Raw genomic sequence first — 14,708 nt, forward strand, 5'->3', positions numbered from 1 at the left:
GTGATCGATAACTCGCAAGACGCCCCTGAGCCGCATCGGGCCATGATCACGATATCGATCATGCTTGCCACGATCATGCAAACGCTGGACAGCACGATCGCCAATGTGGCATTACCGCATATGGCCGGCGGCCTATCGGCATCGCAGGATCAAATCACCTGGGTGCTGACGTCTTATATCGTCGCGGCCGCCATCACCACACCGGTTACCGGCTGGCTGGCCGGCCGCTACGGCCGCAAAACGATTTTCCTGATTTCGATTGCCGGCTTTACCGCCAGCTCGCTGCTGTGCGGCATGTCCGGAAACCTATTCGAAATGGTTTGCGCCCGCTTGCTGCAAGGCGTATTCGGTGCCGCACTGGTGCCATTGTCTCAATCCGTGATGCTGGACATCAATCCTCCCGAACGCCATGCCCGCGCCATGGCGGTATGGGGCATGGGCGTCATGCTGGGCCCCATACTGGGGCCGACAATGGGAGGCTGGCTAACGGACAACATGTCATGGCGCTGGGTATTTTTGATCAATTTGCCGGTGGGAATTTTGTCGTTCCTCGGCGTTTATTTCTACATCCGCAACTCCGCCACAAAAATCCTGAAACGTTTCGACTGGTTCGGCTTCTCGATGCTGGCCCTGGCCATCGGCCTATTGCAATTGCTGCTGGATCGCGGCGAGCAGCAGGACTGGTTCGGCTCGATAGAAATCCGTCTCGAAGCGATAGGCGCCGTTATCGCCTTTGTCTATTTCTTGCTGCACACGGCCACCGATAGCGGCGATACGTTTTTCAACACCAAACTGCTGAAAGACCGCAATTTCGTTACCGGCCTGGCATTCTATTTTCTGCTCGGCCTGCTGCTGTATGCAACGCGTGCGCTGCTGCCTCCCCTGCTGCAGAATCTGATGGACTACCCAGTCACCACGACCGGACTGGTGACCGCGCCCAGCGGCCTGGGCACGATGATTGCGATGTTGATGGCAGGGCGCATGGTGGGCCGCATGGACAGCCGTCTGATACTGGCGCTGGGATTTGGGCTGACCGCGGTTTCGCTTTGGCAAATGTCGGAATATGCCCCGCAAGTTGCCCAATGGAACATCATATGGCCGGGATTCATACAAGGCATGGGTATCGGGTTCACTTCCGTGCCGCTGACCACCATGACGTTCTCTACACTGGACAGGCATCTGAGGTCCGAAGGCACCGCCATCTACAGCCTGTCGCGCAACATAGGCAGCAGTATCGGCATCTCGGTCATGCAGACGCTGCTGGTCCGCAACACAGCGACCATGCATAGTTCGCTGGCCGAGCATATTACCCCCGGCGCGTTGGCGACGGGGCACTACGCGTTCGCGAACACCTTCGATTTAAGCACCACTACCGGCATGGCCGCCCTGAATTCGATATTACAGAACCAGGCCTCGTTTATCGCGTATATGGATGATTTCCGGCTGATGTTCTGGATGACCCTGCTGTCCATTCCCTGCCTGTGGCTGATGCGGGAAAAAAAAGCAGAAAATCCGGTATCGGCTGAGGACAAGGACGTCGTGATTGCGGCGGCGGAATAGGCATGGGCTGTTTTGATTGGCCTAGTCATTGCGCGGCGCTGATTTGGCACCCACAAGGGGTGCCGCTACATGAGCGACGGGTAGGTTTTGTAGTTAGGTAGGTTTTGTAGCGGCAGCCCTTGTGGCTGCCATGCCAATCAATGCGAAGACTCACCCAGAGCCTGCGCAAGCTGCTCTCGAACGGCCATCAGGTCAGCGCGCAGTGACTGTAATTCCTGGCCGCTCAGGCGCACGGCGGCGTCCTGATCGTGCGGCGCTTCGCGCGTGTCGCCCAGGCGATTGCGTGCGCCGCTGATGGTGAAGCCCTGCTCGTAAAGCAAATCGCGTATACGGCGAATCAGCAGGACCTCGTGGTGTTGATAATAACGACGATTACCGCGACGCTTGACTGGCTTGAGCTGGGTGAACTCCTGCTCCCAATAGCGTAATACATGAGGCTTGACGCAACATAAGTCGCTGACCTCGCCGATCGTGAAGTAGCGCTTGGCGGGTATGGGCGGCAAAGTAACGGGTGGTTCGGTTGGGCTCATGTGCGGATTGTATGCTGATTAGTTAACAACGCAAAAATCGAGTTCGGCATCCTCACGCTGGCGTCGAAAGACTGGCCGAGCCCGAAATCAATCAACGGCGGCGGGCGGTTCAACCACTCCTTTAAGCTTTTGACTGGCGTGAAAAGTCACCACTCGCCGCGCCGCAATAGGAATGATTTCGCCGGTCTTGGGGTTGCGTCCCGGACGCGGCGGCTTGTCGCGCACCTGGAAATTACCGAACCCGGACAATTTGACCTCGACACCGCGCGCCAGGGAGTCACGAATCTCTTCAAAAAAGGTATCCACAATATCTTTGGCTTCGCGCTTGTTCAAACCAACACGATCAAACAACAGTTCCGCCAACTCTGCCTTGGTTAAAGTGGAAGTGTCTTCTTGGGCCATTAATGTAATCTCCTCATGCACGCAAACGTACCCCATGAGCGCTAACCAGCGCCTCTAATAATCGATTTATACACTGTTCTACACGTGCATCGTCCAACGTTGCCGCCGGATCTTGTAACCAAAAGCGAAATGCCAGGCTTTTTTCCGGGCCATCGGCTTGGGTCGCCTTATCACGCCAGACATCAAACAATCGAATGTCTTGAACTATACCTAATTTGGCATCCGATGCAATCGTCTGGTTCAAGGTATCGTGCAAAGCCTGGTACGAAATATCCGAACGAACCCATACAGCGAGATCTCGCAACACCACAGGCTGGCGCGACAACTCGACAGGCTCGGCCAAGCGGACCGTGGAAATCGCCGCCACATCCAGTTCAAACACCACCGGCGCATGATTCAATTCAGACAACTGAACCCAGCGCGGATGCAACTCTCCGATCCAGCCTATCTCATGACCCTGCAGAACCAGACGCGCGCAACGACCCGGATGCAGCGCCGGATGAGGCGCCGCGACACAAAGCAGATCGTGGGCACGTGCGCCCAGCAAGGTTTCGACGTCTTTCTTGACATCGTAGAAATCGACCTGGCGCGATGGAGCGCCCCATTGCTCATCGAGCACCGGCCCCCAGGCAGCCCCCGCCAAATGCTGCGGCTGACGAACCCCGGCGACGCTCAAGTCGCCGTCGATCACGCCGGCATCGCGGGCAAAGACCCGGCCCAACTCGAATACGCGCACCCGGCTTTGTTTGCGATTGGCGTTATACCGGATGTTGGCCACCAGGCCGCCCATCAAGCTCGATCGCATCACCGCCAATTGGCTGGCGATGGGATTGAGCAATTTGATGGGATCGGCATTGCCCGCGTAGTCGTGCTCCCAGGATTCTTCGACAAAGGAAAAATTGATCACTTCCTGGTAATCCAGGTCGGCCATGTTCTGACGCAAGGCATGAGGGCCACGCAAGGTTTCGGGCACCGTACGCATTTGCGCGCGCGCCATGGGCGCCACGGCGGGGATCCGCTCGAAACCGTAAACCCGTGCAATTTCCTCGATCAGGTCTTCTTCAATAAACAAATCGAACCGATAGGAGGGCGGAGTGACGATAAAGGCGCCGTCCTCCATGCGGAAAGGCAGACCCAGACGGGTAAATATTTTCTCGACTTCTTCACGCCCAACGGGCACTCCCAGCACACGATGGCAGCGGTCAAGGCGCATTTTCACCGGCTGGCGGGCAGGCAAGTTGACCACCTGATCATCGATCGGGCCCGCCTGGCCACCGCAAATGTCGACCAGCAGGCGCGTCATGTACTCCAGATGCTCGACCACGGATTCAAAATCGACGCCGCGTTCAAAGCGATGGCTCGCCTCCGAGCTGAATTTGTAGCGCCGGGCCCGGCCCATGATGGCGTCGGGCCACCAGAACGCCGCCTCGAGATAAATATCGGTCGTGTCCAGCGTTACGGCTGTCGCTTCGCCGCCCATGATGCCTGCCAGGCTTTCGACTGCCTCGCCCGCCGTGATCACGCCAACATCGGCGCCCAGCGCCACCGTTTGGCCGTTGAGCAGTTCGAGCGATTCGCCCTCGTGCGCCCAGCGCACCGTCAGGCCGCCCTGAATCCGCTGCAGATCGAAAACATGGGTCGGCCGGCCTAATTCCAGCATGACGTAATTGGAAATATCGACCAGTGCCGAAATCGAACGCTGTCCCGATTTTTCAAGACGCGCCTTCATCCACGCCGGCGTCGCCGCTCGCGCATTGACCCCGCGCAGGATGCGGCCGGCAAAACGGCCGCACAAATCCGGGGCCTCTATCGAGACAGGCAAACGATCGGCCAGCGTCGCGGCTACGGGCTGGGCTGTTGGCGGCGTCAACAGCGCGCGGGTCAGCGCGGAGACTTCGCGTGCCACGCCCAGGATCGACAGGCAGTCAGCGCGATTGGGCGTCAACTTCAGGGTAAACAGGGTATCGTCAAGATCGAGCGCGTCGCGCAAGGGCTGTCCGGCTACCGAGCTGGCGTCCAGTTCCAGCAGGCCCGCATGGTCTTGCGACAAGCCCAGCTCACGCGCCGAACACAGCATGCCGAACGACTCCACGCCGCGCATCTTGGCCTTGCCGATTTTCATGCCGCCCGGCAACTCGGCCCCGATGCGCGCCAGCGGCACGGTCAAGCCCGCCGCGGCATTGGGAGCGCCACAAACAATTTGCAACGGCGTACCCGTCCCGTCGTCAACCTGACAGATATGCAGCTTGTCCGCATTGGGATGCGGTGCAATCGCCGTGATGCGCGCTACCACGACGTCACTGAAAGGCGGCGCCGCCGGGCAGGTATCTTCCACTTCCAGCCCGGCCATCGTCAGGAGATGCGACAAAGCCTGAGTATCGAGATCGGGATTAACGAGGGTACGCAGCCAGGATTCAGGAAATTGCATAGTATGAGTTCGATTCGTTTAACGTTTAAAACCGCAGCACGGTGCTAGCGATTGAACTGGCGTAAAAACCGCAGATCGCCTTCGAAAAACTGGCGCAAGTCGTTAACGCCGTAGCGCAGCATGGTCAGGCGCTCCAGCCCGGAGCCAAACGCAAAACCAATATAGCGTTCAGGGTCGAGACCAAAATTGCGTACGACTTCGGGATGCACCTGGCCCGAGCCCGAAATTTCCAGCCAGCGCCCCTGATTCGGACCCGACGTAAACATCATGTCGATTTCGGCCGAAGGTTCGGTAAACGGAAAAAACGAGGGGCGAAAACGCACCGACAAATCGTCGGTTTCAAAAAACGCCCGCAGGAAATTGGTATAAACGCCTTTGAGATCCGCAAAGGAAATATCCTCGGCAATCCACAAGCCTTCGACCTGGTGGAACATGGGCGAATGGGTGGCATCGCTGTCGACGCGGTAGGTGCGCCCCGGGGCGATCACCTTGATGGGCGGCCGGTTCATACGTGCATAACGCACCTGCATGGGGCTGGTATGGGTACGCAGCAGCAGCGGCAAGCCATGCTGATCCTGCATGTCCACATAAAACGTGTCCTGCATGGACCGCGCCGGGTGATTCTCAGGGTTATTCAGCGCCGTAAAGTTGGTCCAGTCATTTTCGATTTCGGGGCCATCGGCCACATCAAATCCGATCGAACGAAAAATCGCCTCGACGCGCTGCCAGGTTTGAATCACCGGATGTATGCCGCCCATGCCTCGTCCGCGTCCGGGAAGAGACACATCGATGGTCTCGGAGGCCAGGCGCCGGTCGAGGTCGGCTTGCGCCAATTGGGCGCGCCGGCCGTTGAGCAGTTCCTCGATTCCCTGCTTGAGCTGATTGATGCGGGCGCCTTCGGCCCGCTTCTGTTCCGGGTCGAGCCGCGCCAGGCCCTTGAGCAAGGTGGTCAGAGCCCCTTGCTTGCCCAGAAATTTTGCTTTGGCATTTTCAAGCGCCGCCGCATCGGCGGAAGCGGCGAATTGTTCTTCGGCCTGAACCAGCAGGTCATCACGCGCAGAGGTCATGTGTGGTTTTTCCAAATACAAACGGAGCCCAGATAGAGCCCCGTTCGCAGCAATACGGAATCGAAGGGTCAGGCAGCTAGAGCAGATTGCGCCTGAGCGACGACAGCGGCAAAACCCGCCTTGTCATGCACGGCCATATCGGCCAATACCTTACGATCCAACTCGATAGAGGCTTTTTTCGTGCCAGCGATAAACACGCTGTACGAAACGCCCAGTTCACGGCAGGCCGCATTGATACGCGTGATCCACAAAGCACGGAACGTACGTTTTTTATTGCGACGATCGCGATAGGCATATTGCCCGGCGCGCATGACCGCCTGTTTGGCGATACGGAACACATTACCGCGGCGACCGCGATAACCTTTGGCTGCTTTAATAACTTTTTTGTGACGGGCACGGGCAGTAACGCCGCGTTTTACGCGAGGCATAGTAGATCTCCGATTATCAAGCGAAAGGCAACATTGCCTTGACCGAGGCGACGTCTGATTTATGCACTGCGGTTGAACCGCGCAGCTGGCGCTTGCTCTTGGTCGTTTTCTTGGTCAATATGTGGCGCTTGAACGCCTGACCTCGCTTGATCGATCCGCTACCGCGAACCTTAAAGCGCTTGGAAGCGCCTTTCTTGGACTTCATCTTGGGCATGATGCGCACTCTTTGATTATGACAGCGGGTGATTGCCAAACACACTGACAATACTTGCACAACCCTGCAATCACTTATTTAGGCTTATGTCCCAGGTATTCTTGCGCGGTTATCACGTGGTTGACACGTAATGGATACGCCCGCCGCCATATCCGACAGGTACGAAAACATGCACCCGAAAGCTTTGTTGGGAAGAATATTGGGAAAGCCCTTGATTATATGATGTTTTCGTTCAGCTTGTCCAACTTGCCTCTTTCCCTTCCTTTGGAGTGACGGAAAAGGATGTGCGCGCGAATTTTGTAGCGACAGGTTGTAGCGACAGGTTGTAGCGACAGGTTGTAGCGACAGGTTGTAGCGACAGGTTGTAGCGACAGGCCTTGTGCCTGTCATCGATGCAAGGCACTACCTTTTGGTGGCCAAGGATTATGGCAGCCACAAGGGCTGCCGCTACAGAAGCTCACGGCTGCCGTCGCAGATATGCACGGCTGCCGCTACAGAAACGTGGCATAGTCTGCCGCCGCCAAAGCGGCTACCGCAGCAAGTAACTTGCCAGCACATCCCTGACGAACTCGGGGTACTGCTCGACGCTGACGCCCTGTTTACGGTATTTATGCCGTTTCAGGTACCAGTCCTGCATCATGGCCTTGGTCAGCGAGGCAAGCAAGCGCGCATCGACCGCCCTGAAAAGGCTGGACGCGATGCCTTCCTGGATAATTCCGAAAAAGATGTCCTCAATTTCCAGCTCGATGGCGACGGCTTCCCTTTTGTGCCTTTCGGGAAGGCTCTTGGTCTCCATATACGAAAAATAAAACCAGGCAAGCATCAACTCGCTGAGGTACACATGCGCCTTCAAGGCTGCAGACAACTTATCCATCGGCGACTCGATATCCTGAATATACGCAAGCATCGTTCGCCGCAACAGCAAAATGCCATGGCTCTGAATCAGATAGAGCAAGTCATCCTTATTCTTTATATAGGCGTACAGGCCGCCAATGCTGAAACCCGAATCGGCGCAGAGATCGCGCAAGGACATGGCGTGAAACCCTTTGGAGCGGGTCAGGCGCAAAGTCGAATCAATAATGCGCACCAAATTCTTCACCGCCACATGTTCCTTCTTTATGCGGATCAAGCCTCTGTTCTGATGGTATAGCTCGCGACAAATTTCGACTTTGGATAAACTAAGCTCGATCTTGAAAGTTTCGAAATCGGCAATCATCGGATTTTCCACCTGAATTTTGAGCACACGGGTATAGGGCTGTCCTGAACGGATGTATCTGGCCCGGATTGAAATCCATTCATGATGAAAACAAGGCTTACTTGCGAAGATGTTTCGGGTTGCTGATGGCGAGCTTTTCACGAGTCATGGCCAAAAGCAAAACACGCAGACGTGGATATTGCGACTTATCAATCAGGCGATTTCTGATTTTCAGCGCAAGGCCTGCTTCGCTTGCACCAGCGTCGCCCAAGCCCAAATCGCGATAGAACCGGGCGATCTGATCATTGACACGATCATCAGGCCACCCGCGGGATTCCAGTTCGCGCGCGGCAATAGCCATTGCGTTGGCGATCATCAACGCATCATAGGTTCTATCGGCAGGCAACAGCGGCAAAAGCCCATCGAGCAAAGCCTGGCGCGCAGCGTGAAGCAGCTCGTTGCCATACGGACGATTATTCATGGCCCGACTCCAACTCGTCAATTTGAGTAAGCAGATCAAACTCGATTTCGGGCAGCAAGCGCCCCGTCAGGGCCAGCTCCAGCGACAACTGTTCACCCGACAAATACCGCCGCGTCTGCTGCAGGGCAATGATCGCCCAGCGAGTCATACCCATCACTTCCCAATAAAGCACCTTGCCTGAGTCGACCAGCCTGCCCGACAGGCTCGAATAGCTATTGAAAAACGTTTCCTTGTCGCCCACGCCGCCCACCGCCTTGGCGTTGGCGCCGAACCGCCAGCTTTTCGAGCAGATCCAGCCCAAGTCTTCGTAGGGATCGTTCCACGCAGCAAACTCCCAATCCAGTATCCCGGTCAATTGTCCGTCGTCGACCATATAGTTGCCGGTTCGAAAATCGCCGTGGCAAAGCGTTATATCGTATTTTTCGGGTGCATGATCTTGCAGCCAGTTCAGAGACAACTCAAGCGCCGGGTGCGGTTCGGGTATCGCGCCAAGCGCCCGGCGATATTCCTGTACGCGTGCCAGCGCAGGCGATTGTCCCGGCACAGGCAAAAAATCAAGACGCGTATCGGGCGGCTGAATCTGGTGCAGTCGTGCCAGCTCAAGGCCCAACCGCCGCGTCAGGCTGTCGGCCTGGCAGGGAGTCAGGCCGCCGCGAACCAGCTTGCGCGCATCGGCGGCGCCCTTTACCCGCGTCATAACGGAAAAGACATGCCCCATGATGGATTCATCCATGCACAGGTATAGCGGTTGTGGAACCGTTACTGCCGCCTCGTGGGCCACGCTCAAAACCCGAAACTCCTGCTCACGCGTCAGGCTGAAATCGATCTGCGACGGCGAATCGCTGCGCACAACCAGCTCCAGCCGCCCAGGGCGATGCCCACCGGCACAATCGACCGTTAACGCATAGTTGCTCTGTATCGCCCCACCCGATAAACGATAAAACTCTATGACATCGACACGCGTGGCACCGGTTTGATCTTTGATATAACGCGCCAGAGCGCGGCCTATTTCATCAGGATCCACGCCTAGCCTCCGGCCGGCGCAATTTTTTCTGTCGGGCGGAAATCCTGGTTCATGGCGAGCTCCCGGGGAAACCATAAAAATAGAGTAAGTGTTCTATGTTAGCAAAAACATGGAGCTCCATTTCTTGCGTCGATGACAGGCACAAGGCCTGTCGCTACATTCACATCCACGCTTTTGTAGCGGCAGCCCTTGTGGCTGCCATTTTCACGAATACCCCCCCGATTACTACCCGCCCGCTACCACGCCATATTTGCATTTCACATACCAGATTCTTCATACCACAATTGACAATTGTTCCAGCGAAGAACAAAATCGGCCACATAGCCATGCCGACAAGTTGATGCATCGCCGCACTTAACCCCGCTTTTCCACAAACACCGAACCCATCATGACCGACCTTCACACCTTGGCCCTTGAACAGACTGCGGACGCAGTCATCGTCATCGATAAACAAGGGATTATCCGTATCTGGAACCAAGCCGCAGAGCGCTTGTTCGAGTTCAGCACCGCCGAAGCCATTGGCGCGAACGTCGACCTCATTATTCCCGAACGTTTACGAGAGGCTCATTGGCGAGGTTTTTCCCATGCAATAGAAGCAGGGAAGACTCGACTGGGTGGGGTTCCCACCCGAACCCGCGCCCTGTGTAAATCAAACAACAAGCTATACGTGCAGATGAGCTTCGCCGTCGTCCTCGATGCCTCCGGGCAATCCATAGGCGCAGTCGCCATGGCGAGGCGAATGGATGCCTGATGACAGGCACGAGGCCTGTCGCTACATGATCCACGCACACGTTTCTGTAGGGGCAGCCCTTGTGGCTGCCATTGTTCTTGCGCCGATGACAGGCACAAGGCCTGTCGCTACATATCATTGCGGATCGGGCCGGCTTCCCCAGGGCTGACGGTACTGTATCGCCTCGGCCACCTGGGCGGCCCCGAGCGTATCGAGTTCGCTCAAATCGGCCAAGGTGCGCGCCACTCGCAACACGCGGTGCACGACCCGCGCCGACCAGCTCCAGCGCAACATGGCCTGCTTGAGAAGATTTTTCGCCGCGCCGTCAAGCACACAATAGCGATCCAGGTCGCCGACGCCCAACTTTGCGTTAGGCAGCGCCTGGCGCGCCAACTGCCGGGCGCGGCAGCGCTCTACCCGCTCGCGCACCGGAGCGGACGCCTCGCCCAGCGGCGCATCGAACCAACCGTCGTCAACGGCAGACAGGGCAATCTGCAGATCGATTCGATCCAGCAACGGGCCGGAGATCTTGTCGCGATATTTCTCGATGCGATCGGCGCTGCACGCACAGCGCATCTTTCTGTGCCCCAACCATCCGCACGGGCAAGGATTCATGGCCGCAATAAGCTGGAATGCGGCCGGAAAGGTAAGCGTGCGAGAAGAACGCGCGATCGAGATACGGCCCATTTCGATAGGCTCGCGCAGAGACTCCAACACGCGCCGATCGAACTCGGGCAGTTCGTCGAGAAACAAAATTCCGTGGTGGGCCATACTTATTTCACCTGGCCTGGGAAGCGCGCCTCCGCCCACTAGCGCCGGCGCGGAGGCGCTATGATGCGGGGCACGAAATGGCGGCAAATCGCTTACCGTATAACCGCGACCGCTGACGCTGGACAGGGCCGCCACCTCTAGCGCCTGCTCGGCGCTCAAACGTGGCAGCAAACCCGGCAGACGATGCGCCAGCATGCTCTTGCCGGCGCCGGGCGGGCCGGCCATCAGTAAACTGTGGCCGCCCGCCGCGGCAATTTCCAACACGCGACGGGCCATTGCCTGCCCTCTCACGTCGGACAGGCACGGCGTGCTGGAAACGGCTGCGGGCAGCGCCTCGGGCTGCGCACTGGGCAAGTTGGCCGCCCCTGAAAAATGAGCGACCACATCGAGCAGACGTTGCGCCGCGAGCACCGTTAACCCTGGCACGCGGGCCGCCACTCCGGCGCACGCGGCGGGCAGAATCAAACGCACCAAAGGATCGCGGCGCGCCACCGCCAAGGCAATCGCCAACGGCGCGTTCACCGATACGACGGCGCCCGTCAGCGACAACTCTCCCGCGAATACATAGCCTGACAAATCGACATCCGGGCCGGTGCCTACCCCACCCTGCTGCCACGGCGTTACCTGACCGGAGGCAAGCAAAACACCCAGTGCAATGGGCAAATCAAAGCGGCCGGAGTCTTTGGGCAGATCGGCGGGCGCCAAATTGGCCGTAATGCGCCCGGCAGGAAACTCCAGCCCGCTGCTGATGATGGCCGAGCGCACGCGCTCGCGGCTTTCGCGCACGCCGGTGTCAGGCAAACCTACGATGTGAAAGGCGGGCAACCCCGGCCCTACGTGGACTTCAACCCGTACCGGAAAGGCCTCCAGCCCATAGAGCGCCAGGCTCGCCAACGCCGCCAATGACATGTTCTTCTCCCGACCCCGGATGCCCGGCTATATGGAACAGTATCGTGCGGCGGACACGCTGCCTGGCGGCGAAATGACTGTTTTTATCCGTTGGGAGAGGTACGCTGGAACGCGCGTTGGCAGCCACAAGGGCTGCCGCTACAAACGCTGTCCGTCGTTAATGTAGTGGCAGCCCTTGTGGCTGCCAAAATCGTGGATAGCCAAGGTGGTATCTTGCATCGATGACAGGCACAAGGCCTGTCGCTACAGATCTGCCGCTACAAAATCACGGTACAGCTTGGCCGCAGTACCATATCAGGCAATCCCCAAACAAGGAAACCCGCGATGTGTCCCCATTCCGAAGAACCTGCCGCCTGGCATGACGCCAGCCTGGATTTTTCCAAAGACATGAGCTATAGCGACTACCTGGCGCTGGATCAGTTGCTTGCCGCGCAGCATCCACTCTCACCCGAGCACAACGAGATGCTGTTTATCATTCAACATCAAACCTCCGAACTGTGGATGAAGCTTATGCTGCATGAATTGCGCGCGGCTCGAGATCATATCGGGCAGAGCCTTCTAGGGCCGTCCTTCAAAATGCTGGCGCGCGTCTCGCGCATCATGGATCAACTGGTGCAGGCCTGGACGGTTCTGGCCACGATGACGCCGCCTGAATATACGGCGATGCGCCCCTACCTGGGGAAATCGTCAGGGTTTCAATCGTACCAATATCGCGAAATCGAGTTTATTCTGGGCAATAAAAACGCCGCCATGCTAAGCCCGCACGCGCACCACCCCGAACGCCTGGCGCATGTGCAAAAAGCGCTCGAGACACCCTCGCTTTACGAGGGCGCCATACAACTGCTGGCGCGCAAGGGCCTTGCCATCAGCGCCGAGCGACTGAATCGGGACCCAACCAAAGGAACCGAATACGACCCTTCAGTGGAAGCCGCCTGGCTGCAGGTGTACCGGGATCCGACCCATTATTGGGACTTATATGAGCTGGGCGAAAAGCTGGTCGATCTGGAAGATTCGTTTCGCCAATGGCGTTTTCGGCACGTCACGACCGTAGAGCGGATTATCGGCTTCAAGCGTGGCACAGGCGGCACCGACGGAGTGAGCTATTTGCGCAAGATGCTCGATGTCGTGCTGTTCCCCGAGCTGTGGCGCCTGCGCACTAATCTTTAACAATCGGCCGAGGTCAGTCCGGATTTGATTCCAGCGTTTTGATCCGGGCTTCCAGCGCATCGATGCGGGCCAATGCACGTTCGAGCAGGCCGACTTGTATGTCGAACTCTTCGCGGGTAATCAGGTCGAGCCGGGAAAAGGTCTGCGCCATCATGGCTTTGACATTGCGTTCGATATCGGCAGCCGGGCTTTTGGCAATCAGGTCGGACATATTCTTTTGAAAGTCTTCGAACCAATCGGTACGGTTGATCATGGCAGGCTCCGGATAATAGGTTGGAAGCGATCAGTGTAGTAAAAAAATGGGCCGTCCGGCCCATTTTTCGTATCCCGCATTTTACATTGGGATTGGCACTATTTGCTCGGTGTCGGTGCGGGCGGCGTCGCACCGTTACCCACCTTGTCCTGAATAGCCTGATTGGCATCGGCCGCACCTTTCTTGATGGCGTCGCCCATCTGGCCGGCCTTCTCTGCAGCGCTGTCCTTCAGCTGACCTGCTTTGTCAGCCACGCTGCTTGCCGCATCCTTGACCGACTCTTTCGCTTTGTCGATCGAACCGCTCGAAGGCGCGGGCGTGGGCGGCGTCGTTGACGGAGTCGGGCTTGGGGCGGGCGCTTCCGAGCTTGGTGCGGAGGAAGCAGCAGGTTTGGTGTCTTCCCCTTTTGAGCATGCCGCGAGCAAGCCCATTGACGCGACCATTGCAATGATAGCGAGATGTGTACGGGTCTTTTGCATAATATGTTCCTTCCTTATCCAACGTCGCCTGAAAATCTTGTGCCGACTCCGATGCGACTAACGGTTCAGCAGCGAGCTCGTTACAACTGGCTTAGTTACAATTCTAGCCACAGAGTCTCGTTTGAGAGCGGCATTAGTGTAAATCCTGATTTCAATAAAAATTATTATATGTTTGGCATTTCTCCCGCAGGCCGTGCATAGCCCGGGTCTTTACGGTTATTTGCCCAATCCAGTTTCGTACACCAAGACACAAATGCCTCCATACACCAAGGTTTGGTTACCATTTTGTGCGGTAAATCGCCAAACTAATCTGGCTGGTAGAGGAGGAATTGTGTCAAAGCTCCGCTTTGAATAATCGGATTGAACAATAAGTGCATTTATGGCCCAAGGAATGCGCACTGGTTTGGTGCGTTTCTGGATGAGTTGCACCGATTGTGGGCTTTGCGTATGGGGGCGGCCTGGGATCAGGTTGGAGATGGCACCCACAAGGGGTGCCGCTACAAATATGCGTCGCATGTAGCGCCACCCCTTGTGGGTGGCAAGCCCTTCGCAATCAAAACGGCAATTGAGCCGTATCAAAAATCTGGCACGGAAGTTGCTTATTTGAATGCACAAGCCTACTTCCGGAAGCCACTATGAAACTGATCACCGCCATTATCAAACCGTTCAAGCTCGACGAGGTGCGTGAAGCGCTCTCGGAGCTTGGCATACAGGGAATGACCGTTACCGAGGTCAAAGGGTTCGGGCGCCAGAAAGGCCACACGGAACTCTATCGCGGCGCCGAATACACCGTGGACTTCCTGCCCAAGCTGAGGCTGGAAATGGCCGTACCCGATAGCGCTGTGGAGCTCGCCATTGAGAACCTGAGTGCAGCGGCTCATACCGGCAAGATTGGCGATGGAAAAATATTCGTGACCCCGATCGAACAAGCCGTACGAATTCGCACGGGCGAATCAGGCGACAGCGCACTGTAGCCACCCTACCCGGATCAGGATCCATGCCGCCATCAGCTGCGCCGGCCAACACGCACTGCCATGACGCAATCAATACAAACCATTTTCGGAGAAACA

The 14,708-nt window shown here is 57.2% G+C and carries 16 protein-coding genes; 4 read left to right on the forward strand and 12 right to left on the reverse strand.

The window, feature by feature from the left end; all coding sequences use genetic code 11:
- The first annotated feature begins 42 nt into the window (after positions 1 to 42).
- A complete protein-coding gene (locus tag EDC26_RS04345) occupies positions 43 to 1,560 on the forward strand; it encodes a DHA2 family efflux MFS transporter permease subunit (protein ID WP_132580117.1) in 1,518 nt (505 codons plus the stop codon).
- A 137-nt stretch (positions 1,561 to 1,697) separates the two neighbouring features.
- Here EDC26_RS04345 and EDC26_RS04350 read toward each other — a convergent pair whose 3' ends face one another.
- The 9 genes from EDC26_RS04350 to EDC26_RS04390 form a co-directional block, all read right to left on the reverse strand.
- Entirely contained in the window at positions 1,698 to 2,090 is a 393-nt protein-coding gene (locus EDC26_RS04350) for a MerR family transcriptional regulator (protein WP_132580019.1), read from the reverse strand.
- Between the two features lie 87 nt (positions 2,091 to 2,177).
- Complete coding sequence (locus tag EDC26_RS04355; RefSeq protein ID WP_425012266.1) at positions 2,178 to 2,492, reverse strand: integration host factor subunit alpha; 315 nt, start codon at positions 2,490 to 2,492, stop codon at positions 2,178 to 2,180.
- A gap of 13 nt (positions 2,493 to 2,505) precedes the next feature.
- Positions 2,506 to 4,920 carry a phenylalanine--tRNA ligase subunit beta gene (gene pheT / locus EDC26_RS04360; RefSeq protein WP_132580021.1) on the reverse strand — a complete coding sequence of 805 codons (2,415 nt, stop codon included), beginning with the start codon at positions 4,918 to 4,920 and terminating at the stop codon, positions 2,506 to 2,508.
- Positions 4,921 to 4,964: 44 nt separating this feature from the next.
- Entirely contained in the window at positions 4,965 to 5,987 is a 1,023-nt protein-coding gene (gene pheS, locus EDC26_RS04365) for a phenylalanine--tRNA ligase subunit alpha (RefSeq protein WP_132580022.1), read from the reverse strand.
- A gap of 68 nt (positions 5,988 to 6,055) precedes the next feature.
- Positions 6,056 to 6,415: a 50S ribosomal protein L20 gene (rplT, locus tag EDC26_RS04370; protein WP_132580023.1), complete on the reverse strand. Its 360-nt coding sequence runs from the start codon at positions 6,413 to 6,415 to the stop codon at positions 6,056 to 6,058.
- Between the two features lie 16 nt (positions 6,416 to 6,431).
- Positions 6,432 to 6,629: a 50S ribosomal protein L35 gene (gene rpmI / locus EDC26_RS04375; protein WP_132580024.1), complete on the reverse strand. Its 198-nt coding sequence runs from the start codon at positions 6,627 to 6,629 to the stop codon at positions 6,432 to 6,434.
- A 529-nt stretch (positions 6,630 to 7,158) separates the two neighbouring features.
- Positions 7,159 to 7,845: a TetR/AcrR family transcriptional regulator gene (locus EDC26_RS04380; protein WP_132580025.1), complete on the reverse strand. Its 687-nt coding sequence runs from the start codon at positions 7,843 to 7,845 to the stop codon at positions 7,159 to 7,161.
- A 97-nt stretch (positions 7,846 to 7,942) separates the two neighbouring features.
- Positions 7,943 to 8,305, reverse strand: coding sequence for a DUF6285 domain-containing protein (locus EDC26_RS04385; protein WP_132580026.1), 363 nt, complete (start codon positions 8,303 to 8,305; stop codon positions 7,943 to 7,945).
- Entirely contained in the window at positions 8,298 to 9,329 is a 1,032-nt protein-coding gene (locus EDC26_RS04390) for a phosphotransferase family protein (protein WP_132580027.1), read from the reverse strand. Before EDC26_RS04390 ends, EDC26_RS04385 begins: the two co-directional genes overlap by 8 nt.
- A gap of 388 nt (positions 9,330 to 9,717) precedes the next feature.
- Here EDC26_RS04390 and EDC26_RS04395 point away from each other — a divergent pair, with 388 nt between their 5' ends.
- Entirely contained in the window at positions 9,718 to 10,080 is a 363-nt protein-coding gene (locus EDC26_RS04395; RefSeq protein WP_132580028.1) for a PAS domain S-box protein, read from the forward strand.
- Between the two features lie 114 nt (positions 10,081 to 10,194).
- On the opposite strand, the gene EDC26_RS04400 is transcribed toward EDC26_RS04395, so the two are convergent.
- Positions 10,195 to 11,739, reverse strand: a complete 1,545-nt coding sequence (locus EDC26_RS04400; protein WP_132580029.1) for a YifB family Mg chelatase-like AAA ATPase — start codon at positions 11,737 to 11,739, stop codon at positions 10,195 to 10,197.
- A 324-nt stretch (positions 11,740 to 12,063) separates the two neighbouring features.
- On the opposite strand from EDC26_RS04400, the gene kynA reads away from it, so the two are divergent.
- Positions 12,064 to 12,906, forward strand: coding sequence for a tryptophan 2,3-dioxygenase (gene kynA / locus EDC26_RS04405; RefSeq protein WP_132580030.1), 843 nt, complete (start codon positions 12,064 to 12,066; stop codon positions 12,904 to 12,906).
- 13 nt (positions 12,907 to 12,919) lie between these two features.
- On the opposite strand, the gene EDC26_RS04410 is transcribed toward kynA, so the two are convergent.
- Both EDC26_RS04410 and EDC26_RS04415 read right to left on the reverse strand, forming a co-directional pair.
- Complete coding sequence (locus EDC26_RS04410; protein WP_132580031.1) at positions 12,920 to 13,159, reverse strand: accessory factor UbiK family protein; 240 nt, start codon at positions 13,157 to 13,159, stop codon at positions 12,920 to 12,922.
- A gap of 98 nt (positions 13,160 to 13,257) precedes the next feature.
- A complete protein-coding gene (locus EDC26_RS04415; RefSeq protein ID WP_132580032.1) occupies positions 13,258 to 13,638 on the reverse strand; it encodes a hypothetical protein in 381 nt (126 codons plus the stop codon).
- Positions 13,639 to 14,273: 635 nt separating this feature from the next.
- Here EDC26_RS04415 and EDC26_RS04420 point away from each other — a divergent pair.
- Positions 14,274 to 14,612 (forward strand): P-II family nitrogen regulator, encoded by a 339-nt coding sequence (locus EDC26_RS04420; protein WP_132580033.1) that lies wholly within the window; start codon positions 14,274 to 14,276, stop codon positions 14,610 to 14,612.
- The last annotated feature ends 96 nt before the right edge of the window (positions 14,613 to 14,708 follow it).

The sequence above is a fragment of the Paralcaligenes ureilyticus genome, from assembly GCF_004346225.1.
GTDB classification, from domain to species: Bacteria; Pseudomonadota; Gammaproteobacteria; order Burkholderiales; family Burkholderiaceae_B; genus Paralcaligenes; species Paralcaligenes ureilyticus.